At 43.8% G+C, this 24,609-nt stretch carries 22 protein-coding genes; 2 read left to right on the forward strand and 20 right to left on the reverse strand.

Going from position 1 to position 24,609, the window contains the following annotated elements; all coding sequences use genetic code 11:
• Positions 1-28: 28 nt before the first annotated feature.
• Positions 29-1,132: an acyltransferase gene (locus tag ACTRXH_RS05275; protein WP_474281039.1), complete on the forward strand. Its 1,104-nt coding sequence runs from the start codon at positions 29-31 to the stop codon at positions 1,130-1,132.
• 63 nt (positions 1,133-1,195) lie between these two features.
• Here the strand turns inward: ACTRXH_RS05275 and ACTRXH_RS05280 are convergent, their stop codons facing one another.
• From ACTRXH_RS05280 to ACTRXH_RS05300, 5 genes are all read right to left on the reverse strand, one after another.
• The gene (locus tag ACTRXH_RS05280; protein ID WP_474262425.1) at positions 1,196-2,248 is read right to left on the reverse strand and encodes a glycosyltransferase family 4 protein; all 1,053 of its coding nucleotides are present in this window, start codon (positions 2,246-2,248) and stop codon (positions 1,196-1,198) included.
• A 114-nt stretch (positions 2,249-2,362) separates the two neighbouring features.
• The gene (locus ACTRXH_RS05285; RefSeq protein WP_474262338.1) at positions 2,363-3,472 is read right to left on the reverse strand and encodes a glycosyltransferase family 4 protein; all 1,110 of its coding nucleotides are present in this window, start codon (positions 3,470-3,472) and stop codon (positions 2,363-2,365) included.
• 114 nt (positions 3,473-3,586) lie between these two features.
• Positions 3,587-5,842 (reverse strand): cell wall-binding repeat-containing protein, encoded by a 2,256-nt coding sequence (locus tag ACTRXH_RS05290; protein WP_474281041.1) that lies wholly within the window; start codon positions 5,840-5,842, stop codon positions 3,587-3,589.
• A 19-nt stretch (positions 5,843-5,861) separates the two neighbouring features.
• Positions 5,862-8,039, reverse strand: a complete 2,178-nt coding sequence (locus tag ACTRXH_RS05295) for a S8 family serine peptidase (protein ID WP_474281043.1) — start codon at positions 8,037-8,039, stop codon at positions 5,862-5,864.
• Between the two features lie 22 nt (positions 8,040-8,061).
• Positions 8,062-10,056 (reverse strand): N-acetylmuramoyl-L-alanine amidase, encoded by a 1,995-nt coding sequence (locus tag ACTRXH_RS05300; RefSeq protein ID WP_474281045.1) that lies wholly within the window; start codon positions 10,054-10,056, stop codon positions 8,062-8,064.
• 450 nt (positions 10,057-10,506) lie between these two features.
• On the opposite strand from ACTRXH_RS05300, the gene ACTRXH_RS05305 reads away from it, so the two are divergent.
• Positions 10,507-12,513: an acyltransferase family protein gene (locus ACTRXH_RS05305; RefSeq protein WP_474281047.1), complete on the forward strand. Its 2,007-nt coding sequence runs from the start codon at positions 10,507-10,509 to the stop codon at positions 12,511-12,513.
• 51 nt (positions 12,514-12,564) lie between these two features.
• On the opposite strand, the gene fabZ is transcribed toward ACTRXH_RS05305, so the two are convergent.
• From fabZ to ACTRXH_RS05380, 15 genes are all read right to left on the reverse strand, one after another.
• Positions 12,565-12,987 (reverse strand): 3-hydroxyacyl-ACP dehydratase FabZ, encoded by a 423-nt coding sequence (gene fabZ / locus ACTRXH_RS05310; protein WP_027847263.1) that lies wholly within the window; start codon positions 12,985-12,987, stop codon positions 12,565-12,567.
• 22 nt (positions 12,988-13,009) lie between these two features.
• Positions 13,010-13,264: a DNA-directed RNA polymerase subunit beta gene (locus ACTRXH_RS05315; RefSeq protein WP_474281049.1), complete on the reverse strand. Its 255-nt coding sequence runs from the start codon at positions 13,262-13,264 to the stop codon at positions 13,010-13,012.
• Between the two features lie 33 nt (positions 13,265-13,297).
• The gene (locus ACTRXH_RS05320) at positions 13,298-14,122 is read right to left on the reverse strand and encodes a flagellar hook-basal body protein (protein WP_474281051.1); all 825 of its coding nucleotides are present in this window, start codon (positions 14,120-14,122) and stop codon (positions 13,298-13,300) included.
• Positions 14,123-14,165: 43 nt separating this feature from the next.
• Positions 14,166-14,954: a flagellar hook-basal body protein gene (locus tag ACTRXH_RS05325; protein ID WP_474262345.1), complete on the reverse strand. Its 789-nt coding sequence runs from the start codon at positions 14,952-14,954 to the stop codon at positions 14,166-14,168.
• Between the two features lie 235 nt (positions 14,955-15,189).
• Positions 15,190-16,491, reverse strand: coding sequence for a UDP-N-acetylglucosamine 1-carboxyvinyltransferase (gene murA, locus ACTRXH_RS05330; RefSeq protein ID WP_474262346.1), 1,302 nt, complete (start codon positions 16,489-16,491; stop codon positions 15,190-15,192).
• Between the two features lie 221 nt (positions 16,492-16,712).
• Complete coding sequence (locus ACTRXH_RS05335) at positions 16,713-17,000, reverse strand: DUF1146 family protein (RefSeq protein ID WP_462867443.1); 288 nt, start codon at positions 16,998-17,000, stop codon at positions 16,713-16,715.
• A 297-nt stretch (positions 17,001-17,297) separates the two neighbouring features.
• Positions 17,298-17,702 (reverse strand): F0F1 ATP synthase subunit epsilon, encoded by a 405-nt coding sequence (locus tag ACTRXH_RS05340; RefSeq protein WP_462867445.1) that lies wholly within the window; start codon positions 17,700-17,702, stop codon positions 17,298-17,300.
• 27 nt (positions 17,703-17,729) lie between these two features.
• On the reverse strand, positions 17,730-19,145 hold the full coding sequence (atpD, locus tag ACTRXH_RS05345; RefSeq protein WP_474281053.1) for a F0F1 ATP synthase subunit beta: 1,416 nt from the start codon (positions 19,143-19,145) through the stop codon (positions 17,730-17,732).
• Positions 19,146-19,196: 51 nt separating this feature from the next.
• Positions 19,197-20,063: an ATP synthase F1 subunit gamma gene (gene atpG / locus ACTRXH_RS05350; RefSeq protein ID WP_022794571.1), complete on the reverse strand. Its 867-nt coding sequence runs from the start codon at positions 20,061-20,063 to the stop codon at positions 19,197-19,199.
• Positions 20,064-20,103: 40 nt separating this feature from the next.
• The gene (atpA, locus tag ACTRXH_RS05355; protein ID WP_474281055.1) at positions 20,104-21,612 is read right to left on the reverse strand and encodes a F0F1 ATP synthase subunit alpha; all 1,509 of its coding nucleotides are present in this window, start codon (positions 21,610-21,612) and stop codon (positions 20,104-20,106) included.
• A 15-nt stretch (positions 21,613-21,627) separates the two neighbouring features.
• Positions 21,628-22,176 carry a F0F1 ATP synthase subunit delta gene (locus tag ACTRXH_RS05360; protein WP_474262349.1) on the reverse strand — a complete coding sequence of 183 codons (549 nt, stop codon included), beginning with the start codon at positions 22,174-22,176 and terminating at the stop codon, positions 21,628-21,630.
• A complete protein-coding gene (gene atpF / locus ACTRXH_RS05365; RefSeq protein ID WP_474281057.1) occupies positions 22,173-22,664 on the reverse strand; it encodes a F0F1 ATP synthase subunit B in 492 nt (163 codons plus the stop codon). Before atpF ends, ACTRXH_RS05360 begins: the two co-directional genes overlap by 4 nt.
• A 90-nt stretch (positions 22,665-22,754) precedes the next feature.
• The gene (gene atpE, locus ACTRXH_RS05370; RefSeq protein ID WP_022794575.1) at positions 22,755-22,967 is read right to left on the reverse strand and encodes a F0F1 ATP synthase subunit C; all 213 of its coding nucleotides are present in this window, start codon (positions 22,965-22,967) and stop codon (positions 22,755-22,757) included.
• A gap of 69 nt (positions 22,968-23,036) precedes the next feature.
• A complete protein-coding gene (gene atpB, locus ACTRXH_RS05375) occupies positions 23,037-23,765 on the reverse strand; it encodes a F0F1 ATP synthase subunit A (RefSeq protein ID WP_474281115.1) in 729 nt (242 codons plus the stop codon).
• 58 nt (positions 23,766-23,823) lie between these two features.
• Complete coding sequence (locus tag ACTRXH_RS05380; protein WP_474262351.1) at positions 23,824-24,192, reverse strand: ATP synthase subunit I; 369 nt, start codon at positions 24,190-24,192, stop codon at positions 23,824-23,826.
• Between the last annotated feature and the right edge of the window lie 417 nt (positions 24,193-24,609).

Below are 24,609 nucleotides of genomic sequence, written 5' to 3' on the forward strand. Positions count from 1 at the left end.
ACAATGACAAAAATGAGGTATCTTATACATGAGGATCGAATCTATATATTATTTACGGTTTGTAGCAATGCTTCTAGTAGTGTTCGTCCACGTGACAGGCACATTTTCTACTACTCTCCCCCTGGAAAGTGGAGCCTATGAAAAATACCATTTTATTAACCGTATTGCCCGCATTGAAGCAGGCATTTTTATTATGATTACCGGGCTGGTGTTTTTCTATAATTTATTTCCCAAAACATTAAATAAATCTACTTTAAAGGATTATTATAAAAAACGAGTCACTTTTATAATCATACCTTATCTTATTTGGGCATTATTTTACGAGATGTATTCTGTCGCTACTGGCGATAGAGCCCTGGCTATAACAGAAATTCCCCAAAGAATTCTTACAGGCACCTCCTATTATCAATTACATTTTATATTTCTTATAGTGCAGTTTTACCTTTTTCTTCCTTTATTTGTTTATGCAGCCCAATCCAGCGTATGGCTACGCAAATACCTTTGGCTCGTTGGTTTTATAATTGAATACATATATTATTTTCTAAATTTAAAATTTGACTTGGTAGAATTCAGTTTGTTTTTCAATAGCCTTTCAACTTTTCTCTTAGGTGGATGGCTAGGCATTTATTATGTACAACAAAGAAAGAAAGCTTATTCAAATAGTAATTGGTTTTGGGGCACCATAACGTTAATCTTTGGGAGTTTGGCTGCCGTCTACTATTACCAGGTCTACGAGATGAACAATTACTATTTTTCCTGGGACCCCTACAAGCTAATTTCAATGGTTTTCTTATTTATAGGCAGCTTATTTTTCTTTCGTTTAGCAGAGCGAACCGCTCAGACTGCTTCTACCAAAATCACTGAATGCATAAAGAGGGTAGCGCTGTATTCCTTTGGTTTTTATTTAATTCATCCATTCATTTTAAAAGAAGCAGCAAGATTTATCCCTATGCATAACAATTATCTTTTTCATGTAGACATCCTGCTTCGCTACCTTACTGTAGTTGTTTTTTGTTATTTAGTCATCTTTACTATTCATAAGCTCTCACCAAAAGCAGCCAGCCTGCTATTTGGAAAAATGCCTCCTGAAGCTGTGTTTGTTCTCTCTCCTTACAAAAGCAAATCAAAATAATAAGCACAATTAAAATCATAAAACTACTGGCCTTTATTACTAAAGAACCAGTAGTTTTTAATATTATTCTTTTGTTCCTCCAGAAATTTTTTTTAAGAATCTTAGGAACGGCCTGTAAGAATTACTGACTAATCCGACACTTTCCGCTAAAATTTCAATAGCAATAATCATTACTAACAATGCTACAATAGAAACCCATAGCGTTGAAAGTGTAAATACAACAGCAGCTACACTGCAGATAGCACTGATCAAGTATATAATTAGAACTGTCTGTCTATGCGTATATCCCAGGCGCAGCAGGCAATGATGTAAGTGCGATTTGTCAGGCGTTGAAAAAGACTGCTTCTGTAATGCCCGTCTGATTATCGCAAAGAGTGTATCAGAAATAGGAACGGCTAAGATGAGTAGAGGAACAATTAACGAAAAAACGGTTACGTTTTTAAAACCTAACAAAGCAATTACAGCAATCATGAAGCCAAGAAACAGGGCTCCAGAATCCCCCATAAATAGCTTTGCCGGATGAAAGTTGTGTACCAAAAAACCTAAAGTTCCGCCCAAGAGAGCGATAGCCATAGCAACGATGAAAATGTCACCCTGAACAATGCTCAAAGCTGAAATAGTGGCCAGGACAATCGCTGAAACCCCTGCTGATAAGCCATCCAGACCATCAATTAAGTTTATAGCATTGGTAATACCAATAATCCAAAGCAATGTAATAGGGATGCTTAAAAATCCCAATTCTAAAACTCCGCCGAACGGCAGGTTAATAAATTCTAACTGTACTCCTCCAGCTATCACTATAATGGCAGCTGCAAGCTGAGCAATTAATTTCATTTTAGCTGATTGTTCTTTTATATCATCCAAAGCACCTATTAAAAATACTAAAGTTCCGCCTGCAAAGATAAAAGGAAGATATTCATTTTCCGGTTTCAAAATGAAAAGACCTAATATAAAAGAAACGTAAATAGCCAAACCGCCTAAGCGTGCCATTTCACCTGTATGAACTTTTCGGTCGTTAGGATTGTCTGTCGCTCCTATCATAAAAGCCAGCTTTTTAACTAAGGGCGTTAATATCAACGCTGTTAAAAAGCATGAAACCAGAGCAATCGCTGTAATCATTAGGAATCCTCCCCGATTTGCCTGCATAAGAAACTTTATAAAGATTTTGAGCTTAACCTATAAAATTATACCATTAAACCTGCAGTAGAAATAGTTAGTTTATGCTTATATTTAATTATAATAATTTATGACCTTTTCATATATATTTAAAACATTTTTATTTAAATTATTCACTTCATTTTCTTCAACAAATATTAATGCTTTCTTGATCATTGTCTCTTTTTCTTCTTCATTAAGATTTAACATAGCAGAAATGTTTTCACTTAAGCTTTCGGGGTCACCAGCATTGGCCATTAAGCCTCTGCCTTTTGCAGCTATGTACTTAAGACCTCCAGCATCCGTAGTTACCACAGGTGTCTCGCAGGCCATTGCCTCTAAAGCCACTAAACCAAAACCTTCATTTCTTGAAGGCACTACAAGCATATCTACAGAGGAAAACCAATTTTTCAGTTCAGACTGAGGCTTAGCACCGTGAAAACTGACCGTAGCTTCCATATTTTCTTTCTGGATTAAATCTGTTATTTTCTCCTTGTAAGCCTCATTCTTGGCGCTGCCCACTACATGCAGTCTGATATTTTTTTCTTTTTCCACTGTAATTTTCCAGGCCTTCAGCAAATCTTCTATTCCTTTTTCTTCCACTAAATTTCCAACAAATAAAATATTTATTTCCTCTGAGTTCAATTGTGTAGCCTGTAGCGCTTCTACTTTTGGAACCGGATGAAACATTGCTTTATTTACACCCATACTAATTTGATTAATTTTATGGGAAGGCACTTCATATTCTTTTTGAACTTTTTCCAATAATTCTGGCCCCACCACAATCACATGATCCGCTTTTTTCAAAATAATGAAGGTAATACGTTTAAGGTACTCATTTTTTTCTGCCATTTTATTTATATCGCCTCCATGGCACGTAACCACGTAAGGGGTTTTAGTTAATTTTTTAAACATTAGTGCCAGCATACCGGAAGGAAAAGTATAATGCGCATGCACAATGTCTACTTTGGTTTTCAAAGAGTTTAATACTGTTTTGCCCCATCTATATCCCCACTGAAAATATTTTTTTATTACTTTCCCCCTGCTTGAAGAAGGTTGATTAATCCCCAGGACTAGTATTTCCTGGTCTTGTTTTGTTAATGCTTTCACCTGATTTTCAACAAATATTCCAAACTGCGGATGGTCTTTTGATGGAAACATGTTTGTAATAAATAATATATTCATAAGCGCCTCCAACTTTGTGATTGTGATTCATAGTTCTTCCATTATGGCATGTTAGCTCAAAAATAAAACAGTCTTTGCTAATATAATTATTAACAAAGACTGTTACTTTAAAGCTTACTTTTTGAATTCTAATGCACTGTTGGATCCCACTGCTGCTGTTCCTCCTATTACATAAAGTCCACTTGTCTTAAAGGAGGATTTCAGACCTATTGTTTCTGAAGGCAGGCCATTCGATTTTGTAAGGAGCAGAGGCGCTTGATTTTTTGCTGCTAGTACTGAGCCTGTAAGCGCGTCAGGAAAGTTCTCTCCATTCACCATATAAGCATTGTCTTTATTAAATTCTAATTGTTTTACAATCTCAGATGCTGTTCCATAACGAGTAGAACCACTTATACGTTCAGCGTTAGGAAGTTCTGAATACAGCTGCTTAGAAATCACTGCTGTGCCACCTACGGCTAGTGTTTCATCTGCCCCTTTTAACGTATCTTTAGTTGCCTGTGGCAGAGTTATCTCACGCGTGAGCAGAATGGGCTTTCCAGAATTAGCAGCATACGGTGCCGCTGCCAAAGCATCAGCAAAAGAAAAACCATTAGCTACTACATATTCATTACTTGGGTTCGATATTTTTTGTGAAATTTTTTGTGCTGTTTCGAAACGATCCTTGCCTGCTATTCTTGTCGATTGTACACCAAGATTATTCAGTTCGTTTTCAACGCTGCTTGATACTGCTGCTTCTCCTCCTAAAATAATAACTTCATTTGGGGAAAGCCTTTTAATTTCGTTTAAAGTTTCTTCAGGTAAGCTCTCTTGTTTAGTTAATAGGATCGGGGCATCTTCCTGATGAGCTAGCGGTGTACCTGCCAAAGCATCTGGAAAATCCACTCCTGTAGATAAAACTACCGTGTCTGCGCTATTCCACCCTTCTCTAGAAACTTCTACAGCCGTTTCATAACGAGTAGAACCGTCAAATCTATTATCGTTAATTTCGCCTGAGCGCACGTATCCGTTTTTTCCACTTGGCAACTCTACATTGTACCAGCCAAAATGATGCAGGCGATCAGAATCATACTGAATTGTATTTTTAATTTCTGCTACATCACTTTTACTTATGCCGCTTATAATTTCCCCGTTAATTTCATCGTATACAGGTGCTTCGCTTGTTGTGGAGATAATATCTTCTTTTTCAAAATTATGCTTTGTACGGGTCAATTTATGCTCAAGGTTATATTGTTTCTTTTCGTCGAAAGACATTAATGTAGGTCTGTTTTCATCAGGATAGGTGATTTTAAGCTTATCTGTAGGGAATGATTCCACATTTAATTCCCCGAAGGAACTTTTCATGTGCTGGAAAATAATATCCTGATAGGCTCTATTTGTTTTAGCAGGATCATTTCGGTCTGAAATACCGTTATAAGCCATAACAGCAAAATACCAATTATCAATAACTTCCTTCGAACCGTCATTTACTTGAGGAAGACGACCCATATCCCATTTGTTCAGTAAAATTTCTATGCCTACTTCAATGTTAAACTCGATATCATTCTTTAATTTTTCTTGAAAAGCCGGATCGTTTTCGTTTGGCAAACCAGTATATCCGGGAGAGACCTGCATAATACCAATTCCAATCCCGTCAAAACCAATTAACGGCTCTCCTCCTTCAAACTGGCGCCAGGAGCTTTCCTGCCAGGCGATAGCTTTTAATATTTCCGGAGGGATATTATTTTCTTCTGCTTTTTGAGTCAATAATTTATTTATTTCTTCTGCGGAAGGATTGCTCTGCGAAGAAAATGTGGTTATTTCTTCTTCATTTCCAATTTTATCCTGGAAAGCCTCGTTCGATACTGCTTTTTCTTCTTTTTCTTCAAAACCTTCTTCATTTCCGTTCAATACTACCATATCAACAATTGATGGTGACGCTTCATTTTCTTCCTCACTGAATTCAGGCTCGCCGTATATAATCTCTCCATTCACTACATCCACCAATCCGTGGTTTAATGAGTCGGACTCATAAAGCTTTTTATTATCCTCAGAAATGTTGTAAATTTCGAAAATTAATTCATTAGCACTCCCGGGTACACGATATTCTGTTAAAAGCAATGTTTGTTCGTTTACAGAAAGCTCAGTCACTTGAGAGGTTTTCAGAAATTCTTTATTAATTATAGTTTCTCCCTCAACTGATACCTTCGTACTTTCTTGATTATTACTGACCAAGATCTTACTGCCGTCCTCTAAAGAAACAGAATTTTTTTCATTTAATGTTTCAGACTCTTGCTTCATTTCTAATCCAGATGCCTGTGCTACAGTAGTATTCAAAGCAAATAGTAACCCTGCGACCGATAAAACGCATAACGATTTTAATTGGGTAAGCATTTTTACGCCTCTTTCTTTATTACCTTTTTTTAAGATCTGAGTTTAGCAATCTATTCATGTAATAATTTGAGTAAATAAGCGAATCCATTTGCCATAGTGTTGGACTGGTAATCGCTGCTTTTCCTCCTAAAGTGTAAAATTCCTCTGGAGGGTTGGCTTCATATTGTTTATTAGTTACGAATGCTCTTACTGAGTCTGGTATGGAATTACTCCGTGATAAAAGCAAACCATGGTTTTCTCTTCCAGCTAAGGCCCCGCCAGCCAAGGCATCAGAAAAATTTTCACCGGTTGCCAGAAGATAAGAATCTGCATCTTCATTGAACCTCTTTGTTACCTCCAGTGCTGTTTCGTACCTCGTATTTCCAAATATTCTTTCAGCATTTGGCAGCTTATTCTTAACGGTATCGCTGATAACTCCTGTGCCACCTATTACATAAGCTTTAGAAAAATTGTACTCGTTTAAAAATTCTTGCGTTGCCTCTGGAATCATCTCTTTTTTAACAAAGACAATTGGAATCTCTTTTTGATTAGCATATGAAGAAACTGCTAAAGCATCCGGGAAGTTCTCCCCTGAAACTACAATGACTTCTCCATTTGTCTTTGCGCTGTAAGAATTCAATTCGGCTGCCGTAGAATACCTGGTAGGCCCTGACAATCTTATAGTATTGAAATCATTTTCTGCTAAAACTTTCTCTATTTCCATGGAGATTGCGGCGGTGCCACCAGCTATAACGACATTATTCACTTGGAGGCGTTCTAGTTCTGCAATTGTTTTTTCACTTATCCGGTTAGCAAAAGTTAATAATATCGGTGCATCTATTTGGCCTGCTAAAGTATTGGCGGTTAAACCATCTGCAAAATTAGAATTATTTGCAAGAATTGCAGTTTTACCTGAAATACTTGTTAGCCCCTCGCTATTAACCTCAGTTGTGGGAACGCCCTCTGGCCACCCTTTCATTGATATTTCAATCGAAGTATCTACAGAAGTTTTTCCGGATAAACGCGATTCCGTCTGATATTTACTAAGTGAAGAAGACGTATCGATAGTGCCAAATTTGACAGAGTTATTACTGCTAGAAGGTTCTTCAATAAGATACCTGATCTGCTCAGTAGTTAAAGAGGGGTTATACGATTTCAATAAAGCAGCATAGGAAGATACAACAGGTGCTGCCATGCTGGTGCCGTTAGCTTCCACATATGGATAGGAACTTTTGCAGCTACTAAACGGCCATCGGTCTCCTTTTGTACAGGTACTCAGTATACTGTCTCCAGGAGCTGTAACATCTACCCATTCTCCGTAATTAGAGAAAGAAGCCAAAGTTTTAGTCGATTCTTCTATTGCCCCTACAGATATTACGTTTTTTAAAGCCGCTGGGTATTGCTTTGTCGTTGAAGAGTCATTTCCAGCAGCGGCAACCACGATTATGTCTTTTTCTACAGCTTCCTTCACAGCATTTTCAACAGCCAGAGAAGGATTGTCTCCTCCAAGACTTAAATTGATAACATCTGCTCCATTTTCAGCAGCATAATTGATTCCTTTAGCAATATTTACACTGCTGATTCCAGTGGAATCACCGACTTTAACGGGGATGATGTTTACATTTCGACCAACCGAAGCCCCGCCTGTATTGTTATCAGTTATTGCTCCTGCGATACCAGCTACATGTGTCCCGTGTCCAACGTTGTCAGTAACTTCATTACTTTTTTCTATCACATTGTATGGCTTGATAATGGCTGACGAGAGATCTTCATGATCTTGATTGATCCCACTATCCAGCACCGCCACTACTGACTTATCTGAAGATGTGTAGCTATCCCACACTCCCGGTAGATTGATGTTTTGAAAATAGCCTTCTTGTTGTTCGTATAGTGGATCATTTGGAAATTCAAATAATTCATAAAATACTTCAAATTCTGCGTACTCAACTTCTGGATTTTTTTTTAATTCTTTCATCTTTTCTTCTGCTTTTTCTACTGGCACTTCAATAGTATTTATGTCCTGATCAGTATTAGCAGAGAATGTCTTAGATTTATCATTTTTAAATTCCACTACGATTGTTTTAGTTTCTTCTGCATACGTCACATGAGGAACAAATAAAAATACGAAAGCCCCTAAAAAAGCCAGAGAAATAAATTTCACATCATCAACTACTTTCTTCCATACATTATAAATATATTTAGAAAAAAGGAGCCCCAATTTAAAGGCTCCACTTTCTTATTTAATTCTCTTCGTGATACTTTTCGATTCCTTTATACATTGCTGTAGCAGCTTTATTTTGAAAATCACTGCTTTTCATTAACTTAGCTTCTTCGGCATTAGTAATGAAACCAAGCTCTACAAGGCTGGCTGGCATAGCTGTATTCCGGAGCACTGAAAAATTAGCGCTTTTTACGCCCCTGTCTTTAGTACCGACAGCTTTAAGTAATTCGTCCTGTACAGCTGCAGCTAACTCTTGTCCTTCTTCACTTCCAGGGTAATAAAACGTTTCCTGGCCAGTGACAGAAGTACTGTAAACAGCATTAGCGTGAATGCTCAAAAATGAATCTGCTTTAGCACGGTTAGCAATATTTGCTCTTTCCCTCAGCTCAACAAAGGTATCATTCGAACGGGTCATTATTACTTCTGCCCCTGCTGCTTCCAGCTTGTCTTTAAGCCTTAAACCTACACTCAATACGATGTCTTTTTCCTGGGCTCCATTCGCTACAGCACCAGGATCTTTGCCACCGTGCCCTGGATCAATAGCTATAAGCTCGCCATCCAAAGCACTGGATACAGTACTTTTCGTATTGATATAGCTCATACTGACGTAACCATATCCACCATCATATTTAATTTTGGCCCAGTTGTTGCTGATTTCATATATTTCGACAGTTTGGCCATTTAATAAATAACCGATGCGTTCATCGCTTCCTGAAGGTCCTGAACGAACATTCAATGAATTACTCACATTCACAGTGCCTGTTTCAATTACTTTCTCTTCTGCTTTTCCTGTATCAATGTAGTTCATGCTGACATAACCATAAGAGCCATTATAATTAATTTTTGCCCAGTTATTACTTGTGATGTCGTAAATGTCTACTTTTTCACCTTTTGCCAGGGAGCCTATCCAATCATTGCTTCCGGACGGACCACTGCGGACATTTAAAGAATTAGTGACGTTTACTACAGTACCTGTTTCGATTATTTTGCCGTCACTTGGCTTTTCCTGCTCTTCACTGCTTGAATCATTTTCGCTTGAAAGACTTACTCCAAGATTACTTAAAGCATTATCCGATACTGCTGCACTTCCACCTAAAACGTATACCGGCTTAGAGCCTATATAGTTTTTCACCGTGCTGTTAGAAGAATCTGGTGGTGTAAGGACAATTGGCGCCTGGATTTTGTTTCCAAGACCCACCGCTGCTACTGCATCTGGATAATCTTCTTTGCTTGAGCTGATGGAAGTGCCTCTGGCCAATAAGTTAACTCCCCCGGAAAGATTCGCCCATTTCGCTGCATTCACACTGGTTTCGTATCTCGTACTTCCGTTAATACGTTCAGTAGCTATACCTTTATTCTTTAACGAAGACTCTAAGGAATCACTTACCGCTGCTGAACCCCCAAAAATAATAACCTTTTTAACACTGCTTGGGAGATCGGAAGGCAGGCTGGAGTTTCTGGATAAATAAATAGGAATGTTCTTATTTGCGGCAATACTTGAAGCACTTAATGCATCTGCCACCGTCTGTCCGTTAGCAATGATTGCTGTACTTGCATTAGATAATCCAGCTTGTTTATTTACTGCTGCTGCAGTGCTGTAACGAGTGTCTCCTGAAACTCTCGTTACATTTAATCCGTTATTTGTTAACTGACTTTTAACATTATTGCTTATTGCTTTCGTACCGCCTAATATGTAGACATTTTTTGCATTAAGTCGTTTAATTTCTGACAAAACCTCTGTATCAACACTGCCTGTTTTCGTTAACAATACGGGGGCGTCTGTACTTCCCACAAGACCTGCTGAGGCCAAAGCGTCTGCCGGCTCGTCAGATCTAGCTAGAATCACTGAGTTACTTGAGGACCAGCCTTCTTTAGAAAGTTCAACCGCAGTGCCTATTCTGGTATCCCCTTTGATTCGTTTAGAACTGGCTGCCTCTGTATCTAAAGGCACGAGTGAAAACAATAAAACAAATATCAGAACAGGGAAAACTATCATACGAAAAATGTTTTTCATTCTTACCCTCTCTTTCTTAAATTTATTCTAGTCCAATAATACTAGAAAAACTTAAGAAAAAATACACTGTAAAAAGGGTAAAAATGTAAGCACTAAAATATATCTTTTGTTTTCTCTTATTTTCTTGTTTATACTCATTATTACTTATACATTGGTTACATGTTACTCAATTAAATTAATCCATTATTACTGTATGTTTTTTACACATTTCGATTCGCTGTGAGGTTATTTTTCTTACTGCTTAATTTAAAATTGTGTATTATTGAAATGGGTTCAGGGTGGATTCGTTTACATGTGATAAAATAATGTATGATAAATATCGGAAAAGGCAGGGATCATTTTGAAAGATGAAACAAAGAATAAATATTAAGTACATAAAATTAAATTATAATTGACTGGATTAATGTAATATTTATACTTAGAAAAGCTTAATGCATGGAGATGTTTATAATGAATGATTTAAGAACACCCGAGAAAAGGTTTCGACCCGAAATTGAAGGGGTACGTGCTGTAGCTGCTTTTTTAGTGGCTGTCTATCACATCTGGCTGGGTTCGGTATCAGGCGGGGTGGACGTATTTTTCGTCGTTTCCGGTTACTTAATTACTACATCACTTTTATCGAGGTTTGAACGTGAAGGAACAATTAATCTGCCTGAATATCTACTAGGACTAGGCCGCCGGCTGCTGCCTCTTGCTGTAATCGTTATTTTATTTACGATGGCCGGCTCTATTCTGCTCCTGCCTCAATCCCAGTGGAACCAGATTGTTGCAGAAATGTTTGCTTCGGCGCTGTATTTTCAAAACTGGGAACTGGCTACGAGCGCAGTAGACTATCTGGCGCAAAATAACGATGCCAGCCCATTCCAGCATTTTTGGGCTCTTTCCATTCAGGGACAGTTTTATGTCACCTGGCCTCTACTTATACTGGCTGCTTATTTTCTTGCAAAAAAAGCATTTAAAACGCCTGTTCGTAAAACCCTGCTGAGCGTGTTGACTATTGTCTTTGTTGTATCTATTAGTTACTCTATCTACATTACTTCCATTAATCAGCCCTGGGCTTATTTTGATACGTTCGCCCGGGTATGGGAGTTCAGCCTTGGCGGCATTGTCGCTTTGCTTCTTCCGTACCTGTCAGTGAGGAAATCAATTGGTTTTTTTCTTGGCTGGCTGGGATTGGCAATTGTCGCTTTAACAGGGCTTGTCCTCCCTGTATCCACCATTTTTCCGGGCTTTGCTGCTTTGCTTCCAACCACCGGGGCTCTGCTGATTATCACAGCAGCTGAAAACAGCAGCCGCTTCGGGGTGGACAAACTGCTGGGCTCCAAGCCGTTTCTATACTTCGGCAGCATTTCCTACGGATTTTATTTATGGCATTGGCCGATTCTTATCTTCTATTTTGCCTATTTCGACAACACAACGGTATCGCTCAAGGGCGGCATTGCTATTATAGCTCTTGCCTTCGTCGCTTCGGCGCTCTCTGTCAAAGTCATAGAAGCACCCATAAGAAAAATTAATATCAAACAATCAAAAACAAAAGTAGTAACGGCTCTGGTTGTATTTCTGCTTCCGGCCCTTACGGCAGCTGGAGTATGGGATAATTACGTCGAAAAAAGTCAATCCACTATCAGCGAAGATTATACAGTTACGGACTACCCAGGGGCCCGGGCAATATCAGAGGATATTGAACCGAACCCTGACATTGACCCCCTCGATAATGTGGTGCAGGCTGAAAGCGAGATGCCGGAATTTTATTCTGAGAGCGAGTGCTATTCCGATCTGGAAGAGACGGAAATCAGCATGTGTTCATATGGGGACACGACCGACCCCGAATACACCATTGCCCTGGTAGGCGGTTCTCATTCCGGCCACTGGTTTCCGGCCCTTGAAAAAATGTCTGAGGAGCTGAGCCTGCAGATCGATGTGTTTAATAAAGATGGCTGCCGTTTTTCTACAGATGATTTTGACGGTACCCTCTCTGACTCATGCATGCAGTGGAATGAAGATTCCATTGAACCGCTGAAGAAAAACGATCCTGATTTACTTTTCACTACCGCTAATGTAAATGCTGGAGGCACCATACCAGAAGGCTACCTTGGGATCTGGGAAGAATTCGAAGGCCATACGGAAATATTCGCGATACGGGACAACCCGAGGATGCAGGAGGACATCCCCACCTGCCTGGAAGAAAGCGACGATCCGGCCGATTGCGCCGTACCAAGAGATGAAGTATTATCTGAAAACCCTCCGTGGGAAAATACAGAAGAAGAAGAGATTCCAGACAACGTTACCTTTGCTGATATGTCTCCTTATTTTTGTGATGACGAGACGTGTGACCCTGTGATCGGCAACGTCATTACTTTTCGGGACAACCACCATATTTCCACCCTTTATTCCCGAACGATGGGGCCAGCCCTTAAAGAACACATTGAAGATGCATTAGAGGAAAATGATGAATAGCAGCAGACAATAAAAAAGGACTGCAGCCGGCTCTGGCTGCAGTCCTTTTTACTATTGAATCGCAAACATCAGGTCCGCTTCTGCAACGACCTTGCCGTCTACAGAAGCTGTGCCTTTTCCTTTAACAATGGAGCGTCGCTGTTTGGTGACCTCCATTTCCAGGCGCAGCTGGTCTCCCGGCTTCACCTGTCCTTTGAATCGGCATTCATCAATGCCTGCAAACAGAGCGAGCTTTCCTTTCATATCTTCCTGCTGCATCAGCGCGACGCCGCCGGCCTGGGCGATTGCTTCAATAATAAGCACTCCCGGCATCACTGGATAGTCAGGGAAGTGCCCGTTGAAAAATTCTTCATTGGCGCTGACATTTTTAATGCCTACCGCCCGCTCCCCGGGTTCTACCTCGATAATTTTATCGACAAGCAGAAACGGGTAGCGGTGCGGAATAATCTCTTTAATTTGTTCTATTGAAAGCATCATTTTTTCCTCACTTTTTATGCTAATTTCCTCGGATTAACTGGTAAATCTCCAGCCAGGTCGATGGGTTTAAAGCCTGAAAAGGGTTCCCTCCCCCGACCGCATAGCCGATCATCAAGCCGATAATCGAGCAGATAAAAGCCAGAACTAAAATAATAATCAGCCAGTGCCACCAGAGCAGGTGCTGAAGACGTGCACGTACCTTCTGCGCGCCTCTTTTCAGCTGCGCTTTTCTATTCGGCCTGGAAGTCCTTGTATGGTTGTCCTGATTGTTCATATGTACTATCTATGCTCCCTTAACCGCAAAGACTTATCGAATACTGTTAATTAATCCAAGCATCTGGTCTCCCTGCGTCAACGCGCGGGAATTAAACGAGTATTGTCTTTGGGCATTCATCATATTTACTAATTCATTCGATAAATCCACATTAGACTGCTCGACCATTCCCTGCTTTACGCTGGACGGGTCAGCTTCTATAACCATATCATCTTCCGCTGCCCCGAGTCCATCTAAATCCTCAAAACGATACCGATTGCCCCCGACAGACGTTAACGCCTGCGGGCGCTCCACCTGTACCACGCCAAATGAACCAAGGTTCACGGTGTCACCGGCTGCCGTTACAGCTGTCATTTCCCCGTTTTCCTGCATTGAAAACTCTGAAGCTCCTGCAGGAATATCAAATCTTCCTCCGGCTTCGTTTAATACAAATCCGCCGTTCTGATCAACGAGTGTATAGCTTCCAGGCGTCTCAGGGTTTTCTGACAGATACAGCTGCCCGTCTTTTGTATATTCAACCACCCCGTCTTCTGCTTCTATCTGGAAAAAAGCATCCGTGTCCTCAAGAGCAAAATCGAGCTCCCGTTCACTCTCTTTCAGCGATCCCTGCTCCATGCGAAGCGCTGTCTGGCCGACTGATGCTCCGCCGCCTGTTCGTATCCCCGGAGGAGTAAGCCGGCCGGTGCCGTTTTCCGGCATTGGCATGTTGTCCTGCTGCTGGTACATCATTTCACTGAATGTCGCCTGTCGTGATTTAAATCCAGCTGTCTCCGCGTTGGAGAGGTTATTGCTGATGGTATCCATCTGCTGCTGGACAGAGCCCATGGATTGAAATGGTATGCGTAATCCCGAATACATGCTCTCTTCCTCCTGAATTCTATTTTATAGGTTCACCCTATAGTTAACCGAGCCGTCCGACTTCATTCACAGCCTTTTCCATGCTGCGGTCATACGTCTGCATCACTTTCTGATTGGATTCGAACATCCGGTACGCTTCCATCAGCTCCGTCATCGCCTGGGTGGAGTCGGTGTTGGACTGTTCGAGAAACCCCTGTTTCATCTGATAGCGGACGTCTTCATTATCCGCTGCAGCGCCAAGCTCCTCCTCCGCTTCAAAAAGACCCGCTTCGGTTTTGACTAAATCGTTGGTGTCCGGTGCATAAGCCACACCCAGCTGACCGGCTTCCCCACCGTTTTCAAGCAGCACCGTGCCGTCTTCGGTAATTTGAAAATTTTCATTTCCCGTTTCCACAGGGGCGCCTTCGTTATTTAGTATGTATTGCCCCTCCGAGGTCGTTAAAAATCCTTCTGCATCCACTGTCCAGTTTCCGTTCCGGGTGTAGGCCGTTCCGTCTTCTCCCTGGACCGTGAACAGCACTGTACCGTTTTCATCCGGCACCTCTGCTTCGAGCAGAGCAACATCGGCTGGCGCGTTAGTTTCCTGCAGCTCTCCCGGAGTAAACGAAGGAGTCTGGTCCTGCATGTAGACGCCCGTGCCAAGTGAGCCGATCGTATGCGGCCCTTTTCCTGCATTTTCCGCATGCAGCAGCTGCTGCGGAAACGTCCGGATCGCACTTTGATCGGATTTGTAGCCCGGTGTGTTGGCGTTGGCAATATTATTGTTCAGCATATCCGTTTTTCTCTGCTGGGCTGTCATGCCCGACGCAGCGTTATAAAAACCCCTCAGCATAATTGTATTCCCCGTTTCCGTAATGTAGGCCGAACGTAAGCCTGGCTGGGCATGCTTCTATCTTTAAATCGTCCACATTTATAATTAGTTCTATTTTACCACAAACGTCTAATCCGAGGAATATAAGCCTGCATTTAGTGAAGTATATCCTATTTTACCGGATACTATATACCTACTCTTAAAGCATAAAAAGACCACCACTGAATAGTGATGGCCTGCTTTATTGAAAACTTAATTAAGAGCGTTGGGCTGTTTTCATGGAAGTATCTGCTTCCTCGTCTGCATTTACGCGTTTTACATTTGCGCCGAGACCCTGCAGCTTTTTATGAAAGTCTACATATCCACGGTCAAGGTGACGGAGCTCTGTTACCGTTGTTTCTCCCTCTGCTACGAGACCGGCAACGATCAAAGCGGCGCCTGCACGGAGGTCGGTAGCTGACACTTCAGCACCCTGCAGTTTTTTCGGACCGCTAATAATAGCCGTGCGCCCTTCAATTTTGATGCTTGCGTTCATACGCTGGAATTCTTCTACGTGCATAAAGCGGTTTTCAAAAACCGTTTCTGTAATAAGACCGGTGCCCTTTGCCTGGGTTAGAAGCGCCATAAACTGCGCCTGCATGTCTGTTGGGAAGCCAGGATGCGGCATCGTCTTAATATCGACCGGCTTTAAAATATCCGGGCCGGTGACAAGCATGCCTCCGTCGCTTTCTTCAATTTTCACACCCATTTCCCGCATTTTTGCTACAAGCGGGCGTAAATGTTCGTGCATTGCCCCTTCGACGAATACTTCTCCTCCGGTGATCGCAGCAGCAATCATAAAGGTTCCTGCCTCAATCCGGTCCGGAATAATCGTATGCTCCGCTCCGGTTAATTTATCTACACCTTCAATGCGGATCGTGCCGGTTCCGGCGCCGCGGACTTTGCCTCCCATGGCATTAATAAAGTTGGCAAGGTCCGTGATTTCCGGCTCTTCTGCGACGTTTTCAAGCGTTGTCGTACCTTCTGCAAGAGCAGCGGCCATCATGATATTTTCTGTAGCACCAACACTTGGAAAATCAAGATAAATGCGTGCTCCCTGCAGGCGTTTTTCTACCTTCGCTTCGATATAGCCATTACCGATTTCCACGTGCGCACCCATTGCTTCAAATCCTTTCAGGTGCTGGTCGATCGGGCGGGAGCCAATCGCACATCCCCCCGGAAGTGCGATGTGGGCAATCCCTTTTCTTGCCAGAAGCGGACCCATAACGAGAAATGAAGCCCGCATTTTGCTGACATATTCAAACGGAGCTTCCGTGGAGAGGTCTCCCGTGGCGTCAGCTGTCCAGCGGTGGTCCTCGTAATTAACTTCTGTTCCGACATGGCGCAGAACATTGGAGATCGTGTCTACATCTGCGAGAGGCGGCACATCATAAAGTGTGCTTTGCCCTTCTTCTGCCAAAAGAGTAGCTGCAATAACAGGCAGAACCGCATTTTTTGCTCCTTCTGCTTTGACGGACCCCTTTAGGCGTCTGCCTCCCTGTACAATAATTTTATCCAATTTAATTCCCTCCGCTATACTTATGCATATTATCTTTTTGTGCTGCGTACTTTACCTGAAAGAGTTGTGCTTTTTTTCGTCCATTTGTCTAACCTTTTCATTAGTCGCTTCCCGTCTCAAAACGTTACAGAGGTAAAGAGACAGTTTTTCCGTGTCCATTTCAACAGCATCGATGAGTTTCATACAGAATCCTTTACCCGCTCCCGCATTTTCATAATCTTTTATGCCAAAAGTGTGAAAAACAGGTAACGAAGATACAAAGAAAAATCAAAATAATCGATAAAGAAGCTGCTTACAGAGTAGCTGATTGCAATAGCGAACAATATAATCAAAAGTCTTCCCTTCAGGCTTTCCGGCCTCCGGATAAAAACGTCAAACCGAAACGCCTGCAGACACCACCAGGTCAGGATAAAAAAAGAGAGATGAAGCAGGATATGTATTAGTGCTTCCTGGCCGTCCGGATTCATGCCATCATGCCTTTCTTTGTTGCTGTACAACGTTCTTTGCAAATTTTAAGCCACGTTTCAGAGTAACCAAATGCATAAGGGAAAACAAGAGACGAAGGTTCTGCTACTATGTGCGGCGGTCATTGGATTCACGAGGTCTTGTACTATTTTTATAAAAGTTTGTATAACTATAAGCATATTTTATTATAAAGGATTCATAATCAAACATCTATAGTTCTATCTTCTTTAGAAACGCAGGTGCTGCTACTATTTAATTTCACTATTCACTGCCGGGGCCATACTCATATAAAACAAAAGAACCGTTTCTCCTTTTGGAAAAACGATTCTTCAGATGTAACTTTATGAGCCTTCGGAAACCTTCAGTCGGGTATTGGCCCGTTTTAACGCAAGGCGTGCCCGCATGATGTCAATTTCCTCTTCATTTATCCGGTCCAGTCGTTCCTCCGCCCGCTCTTTGGCGATGCGGGCTCGTTCCGGATCGATCTCTCCTGGAGTTTCTGCAGATTCCGCTAAGATATTAACGGCGTCAGAGCGGACTTCTACGAATCCTTCACTCACAGCCAGTAATTTTACTTTGTTGTCATACTTAATGCGGACTGCATCAATCTTTAGAGGAGCCACGGTTGGAACGTGGCCGGGGAGAATCCCCATTTCGCCACTTTCCGCACGAACACTGACCATCTCTACTTCTCCATCAAAGACGGACCCGTCCGGAGTCACTACGCTGAGATGCATCGTTGCCATCTGTGTTCTCCCTCCCCCGTGTCGTCCTTAGGACATAGATTTTGCTTTTTCCACTACATCTTCAATCGGGCCGACAAGGCGGAAGGCGTCTTCCGGTACGTCATCGTGCTGCCCGTCAAGAATTTCCTTAAATCCACGCACTGTATCCTGCACGGATACGTACGTACCCTTCTGGCCGGTAAACTGCTCTGCCACGTGGAAATTCTGCGAAAGGAAGAACTGAATGCGGCGGGCACGGTTTACCGTGAGCTTGTCTTCTTCGGAAAGCTCTTCCATCCCGAGAATTGCGATAATATCCTGCAGCTCATTGTATTTCTGGATCGTTTGTTTTACCTGCTGGGCGACATCGTAATGCTCCTCACCGACAACCTCCGGTGCAAGCGCACGTGAGGTGGAAGCGAGTGGATCCACGGCAGGATAAATGCCCATTTCTGTTAACCGGCGCTCCAGGTTAGTTGTCGCATCAAGATGGGCAAACGTTGTTGCCGGTGCCGGGTCCGTATAGTCATCGGCCGGCACATACACTGCCTGAATCGACGTAACCGATCCTTTTTTCGTGGAAGTGATACGTTCCTGCAGCTGACCCATTTCGGTCGCAAGCGTTGGCTGATACCCAACGGCGGACGGCATCCGGCCGAGGAGGGCGGATACTTCCGAGCCTGCCTGCGTGAAACGGTAAATGTTGTCGATAAAGAGAAGCACGTCTGCCCCTTCTTCATCACGGAAATGCTCTGCCATTGTCAGGCCGGTCAGAGCTACGCGCATCCGGGCACCTGGCGGCTCGTTCATCTGGCCGAACACCATGGCTGCTTTGTTAATAACGCCAGAATCGCTCATTTCAAAGTAAAGGTCGTTCCCTTCACGGGTACGCTCCCCTACCCCTGCAAACACGGAGATACCGCCGTGCTCCTGGGCAATGTTGTTAATAAGCTCCTGGATAAGTACCGTTTTCCCTACGCCGGCACCACCGAACAGGCCGATTTTTCCGCCTTTTACGTAAGGGGCAAGCAGGTCTACAACTTTAATGCCTGTCTCAAGCACCTGCGTTTCCACAGCGAGCTCGTCAAATTGTGGCGGCTTACGGTGGATTGGCTTGCGCTCGACGCTGTCCTCCACCTGCTCTTTCATATCAATAGGTTCACCAAGAACGTTAAATACGCGGCTCAGCGTGTCATTTCCAACCGGGACCGAAATAGACCCTCCTGTGTTGGTCACTTCTGTTCCGCGGATTAAACCGTCTGTCGAAGACATCGCGATCGTCCGCACGGAGTTGTCGCCCAAATGCTGCGCAACTTCGAGAGTAACTTCAATTGCATCCTTATTTTCGGTGGCCGGCTGTGATACGCGGAGCGCGTTGTTTAGTTCCGGAAGCTGACCGCTTGGGAACTGAACATCAATAACCGGTCCCAAAATCTGAGTAATTCGACCGTTTTCTTCACTCATTGTAATTGTTCCCCTCCTTACTGTCCGGCTCGGCCGGACGAAATGATTCTTCTATTCAAGCGCAGCTGCACCGCCGACGATTTCGGTAATTTCCTGCGTCACGGCCGCCTGGCGGGCACGGTTATAGGAAAGGGTTAAATCATCGACCATGTTGTTGGCGTTATCGGTTGCTGCACTCATCGCTGTCATCCGGGCCCCGAACTCACTGGCTTTGGCATCAAGCAGGGCTCCGTAGATTAAGCTTTCTGCATACTGCGGAAGAAGCTGCTTTAAAATCGCTTCCGGCGAAGGCTCGTATTCATACTGGGCCGTGCCTTTGCTGTCCTCTTCACTTACTTCCTCCGTCAACGGCAGCAGTTTCTTTTCTGTTACCTTCTGCTGGATCGGGTTAATGAAGTGGTTGTACCAGATATACAATTCGTCCACGTCTTCATTTGCATACAAATCAACGGCAAGACGCGTAACGTTTTTAATATCGTTAAAGGACGGCTGGTCCGGCAGCCCCGTAATTTCATCGAACATTGGAATGCCGTAACGTTTTAACAGGTCCCGTCCCGTCCGGCCGATTACAATCACACTGTATTCGTCCTTTGACTGGTGACGCTCCCGCAGCTTTTGCATTAAGTCCCGAAGAATGTTCGAGTTATATGCCCCTGCAAGCCCCTGATCTGTAAATATGGCAATATAGCCGGTCTTCTTTACAGGACGTTCTTCAAGCATGGGGTGGGAGATACCGCTGCTGCCGGCAGCGATGCCGGAAACAACGTCTTTAATTTTTTTCGTATACGGCTCATATCGCTGAGCATTTTGCTGGGCCTTATTCAGCTTCGACGCCGAGACCATTTCCATGGCACTTGTAATCTGCTTCGTTTTTTTCGTCGACTGGATACGGCCTTTAATTTCTTTTAAGGAAGCCATCTGTTCACCACCTTTTGAACCTTTTTACGTTCGGCACTCTTTATTTTGAAGGGTTAAATGACTTCTCAAACGATTGAATCGCCTGTTTGAACTCTTCTTCGTCCGGAAGTTTTCCAGTGTCACGAATACCTGCCAAAAGCTCTGAATGACTTGATTCAAGATACGCAAGCAGTTCTTTTTCGTAACGGCGGATGTCGTCTGTCGGGATATTGTCCAGGAATCCTCTTGTCAGGGCAAACACAATTGCGACCTGCAGCTCCATCCGAAGCGGCTGGTGCAGTCCCTGTTTGAGTACTTCTACTGTTCTTCCCCCGCGGGCCAGTTTGTCCTGGGTCGATTTGTCCAGGTCGGAACCGAACTGGGAGAAGGCTTCAAGTTCACGGAACGATGCCAGGTCCAGACGGAGCGTACCGGATACCTTTTTCATTGCCTTCGTCTGAGCCGAGCCGCCGACACGGGATACGGAAATACCCGGGTTGATGGCCGGACGGACGCCGGAGTTGAAAAGGTTCGCCTGCAGGAAAATCTGGCCGTCGGTAATGGAAATCACGTTTGTTGGAATGTAGGCACCTACGTCCCCTGCCTGGGTTTCAATGATTGGAAGAGCGGTCATTGAACCAGCGCCTCTCTCATCACTCAGTTTTGCTGCACGTTCGAGCAGGCGGGAGTGAAGGTAAAAGACGTCCCCTGGGAAGGCTTCACGGCCCGGCGGGCGGCGAAGGAGAAGGGAAAGTTCACGATAGGCGTTCGCCTGTTTTGTTAAGTCATCATACACGATAAGCACGTGCTTGCCGTTGTACATAAACTCTTCGCCCATGGAAGCTCCGGCATACGGAGCCAGGTAAAGCATTGGTGCAGGCTCGGAAGCTCCGGCGTTTACGACAATCGTGTAATCAAGCGCGCCTTTCTGGCGGAACGTATCCACGACTTCTGCCACGGTGGAGTCCTTCTGTCCGATAGCCACATAAATGCAGATAACGTCTTCGTCTTTCTGGTTCAAAATCGTATCGATCGCAACTGCCGTTTTACCAGTCTGGCGGTCGCCGATGATGAGCTCACGCTGGCCGCGTCCGATAGGAATCATTGTGTCCACGGCTTTAATACCGGTCTGGAGCGGTTCGGATACCGATTGACGGTCCATGATTCCCGGTGCTCCGCTTTCAATTGGACGGGATTTGGCCGTGTTGGTGGAGCCGAGTCCGTCTACAGGCTGGCCAAGTGCGTTAACTACACGTCCGAGCAGCTCTTCGCCGACCGGCACTTCCATGATGCGGCCGGTCCTTTTGACCTGGTCGCCTTCACGAATTTCTTCATAGGCGCCGAGAATAATAATACCCACGTTGCCTTCTTCAAGGTTCTGCGCCATACCCATGACGCCGTTTTCGAATTCCAGAAGTTCACCGGCCATCGCGTTGTCCAGGCCGTAGGCGCGGGCGATACCGTCCCCTACCTGAATGACGATGCCGACTTCTTTGGACTCTGTCTCCGCTTCAAACTGTTCAATCTGCTGTTTAATTAAAGAACTAATTTCATCGGGTTTGATACTCACCAGGATTCACCCCATTCATGATAAATTCGTTTGCGTTATATTACGCTGCAAGCGGTCTAGCTGACCTTGAATGCTTCCGTCAAAAATTGTATGTCCAATGTGCACCTTCATGCCGCCAATGAGTGAAGGATCCACTCTGTTTTCAATATAAAGCTCGCGCTTTCCGACCCGCTGGGCAAACTTGCGGGAGACTGCCTGCTTCTCTTCATCCGTTAATGGCTTCACGGTATAAACGACCGCGTTGGCAATGCCGAGACGGTCGTTAATCAGCGCAATCACTTCCACTGCCACTTCATCAATCAGGTGAAGCCGTTTCCGGTCAAGCAGCACATTCAGCATTGAACGGCTGCGCTCACTCCAGGAACCAAATGTACTCGCAATGAAAGACTGCTTTCTTTCACGGCTGATCGACGGGTATCTGAAAACCTGAGCAATCTCCGGATGCGTGTGGAACACTTCGAGCATCGCTTCCCATTCCTGCTTGGTCTCTTCAAGAGCCCCGTGTTCTTCCGCACTTTTTAAAAGCGCGCGGGCGTAGCGTTTCGCCAGGGTTGGATTACTCATAAGCGACCGCCGCTTTCCTGTACGTATTCCTGAATCAGTTTTTCCTGCTCGTCTTCATCTAATTCTTTTTCAATAATTTTCGTCGCAATCAACACAGAAAGCTGGCCAACCTGGGCACGAAGCGCTTCCACTGCCTGCTCCCGCTCTCTCGTAATATCAGCGAGGGCATTATCTTTCACACGGTTAGCTTCTTCGTGGGATTCCCGGATAATTTCCTTGGACTGCTCCTGAGCTGTTTTACGGGACGTTTCAATGATGGACTGCGCTTCTTCGCGCGCTTTCTCCATTTCCACCCGCTGCTCTTCTAAATATTTTTCCGCTTCCTGACGGTGATTTTCCGCTGTCTCTATTTCATTGGAAATGTGATTTTCACGTTTTTTCATCTGCTCCACAATTGGACCCCAGGCGAACCGGCGAAGCAAAAGCAGTAAAATGACAAACGTAAAAAGTGAGAAAAGCACATCTCCGAACGCAAATGTAGATGGCAAAAGATTTCACTCCTTTCTTAGATATACAAAAGGAATGGCGAAGCCAGTTCCCCCACTCCGCCATTTTGCTTTCCTTTCCAAAACGTATGTTTATTGGAAAAGCGTGATAAAACCAACAACGACTGCGATGATCGGCACTGCCTCAACAAGACCGATACCAATGAACATAAGTGTCTGCAATCTGCCGCCAAGCTCCGGCTGACGGGAAGTACCGTCGATTGCCCCTTTGATTACGATTGCGTTACCAATACCTGCACCAATTGCTGCTAAACCTGCTGCGATTGCAGCTGCTAAAAGACCCATGTGCAAATCCTCCTTAAATTAGTTTAAAACTATATTGTTGTTTCGTTGTTTCCGCAGATGCTGCTGTGATTAATGATCTGTTTCCACTTTGTGTGAAATATAGACCATCGTCAGTACCAGGAAGATAAACGCCTGGATAAAACCGATAAACAGGCTGTATCCCTGCCAGGCAACCATTGGGATAATACCAAGAGCGGTACCGATTGGAAAGGTTGTACCCACCGTCGCCAGAAGCGTCAGCAGTATCTCTTTAGCATAAAGGTTGCCGAAAAGCCGTGCCCCGAGTGTCAATGTGTTGGTGAACTCTTCAAGAATGTTAATCGGGAAGAGAAATTTCTTTGGACGGAAGTAGTTCTTTCCGTACTCCTTCGCTCCGCGAAGCTTGATGCCGTAGAAGTGTGAAAGCACAATTACCATGACAGCAAGTGTCATCGTCACAACCGGATCAGCCGTCGGTGATTTCCACCAAAGCACGTGAGTTTCATCATTAATCAGCATGAACGGAATCCCGAGCAGATTCGCTACCAGTATGAACAGGAAAATCGTAATTCCAAGTCCGAAGAAACGTTCTCCGGTTTTCCAGTCCATGGTGCTTCCAATCATGTTGCGGACGAATTCAATTACCATTTCAAATGCGTTCTGCATACCGGTTGGTTTCATAGAAAGAGTCCGCGCACTTACCACACCAATGATAAACACAATGACTGCCGCAATAGTCAGCATCATGATGTTGGAAAGGTTGGCATGAAATCCCGGTATTCCAAACACATCATAGACGTACGGCGATTCGTGCTCTATATTCAAGTCTCAGTCACCCCTTTACTATGTTAGTCGATTGTGCGCTGCAGCTAAAAAACTACTTTTCTTTGCTGAAGTGAACGGATAAAGCATAAAGCAGCAGATAAGGACTGAACAATCCAATCACAAGGTAAAGCAGACGGAATTGTTCCGGAAACCGGACATAGAGCATAGCAATAACTACTCCTACTGCGAGCCTTGTGGCCATGCCAAACGGAAAAATCTTTTTTTCCGCGAGTACCGCCTTCTGGATTCGTTTTGTCTCCCGGTGAGCGTGCCAGATGTTAAAAGCTCCTCCGCACGCTCCTGCAAATAAGCTCACTGCTTCCTGCCGGAACGCTGGAATCAGCGCCGGAGCACCAAACAATACAAGCATGCCAGCCAATCCTATAAATAACGAGCGGAGATACAAGCTTGTATCATTCATGCGCGGGCCACCTTTTCCTCCGAAAACAGACTGATTAGTCCGTTAATACACTACGAAATCCATTGAGAGAATTTTTACACAACTTTATGTAACGTATTTGTCCCTGCATGTTTTTGGCAAAAAAAAGAAACAATTGCGTGAATCCTGCCGTTCATGAAGGAAATACAAATTTCTCCCATATGTAAACCTTATCATACGTTCTTCATCATCGTACAATAGCCGACACATGATGTCAATGGACGAAATTAACGAAAACCCTGTATTGTCGCGTGTTTCAGGCATTTTCTATTTTGTGTCTATTAAGTGACATTTTCATATCTTCAAGACAGGAAAAGGCTGGGTAGAAAGCATGAACGTGTTCTCCCACTGCCCCGCCTCATTAACAGAATATCCTTTTATAAATCAAAGAGCTTTCCC

The organism is Marinococcus sp. LNHM5E3-2.1, from assembly GCF_056034365.1.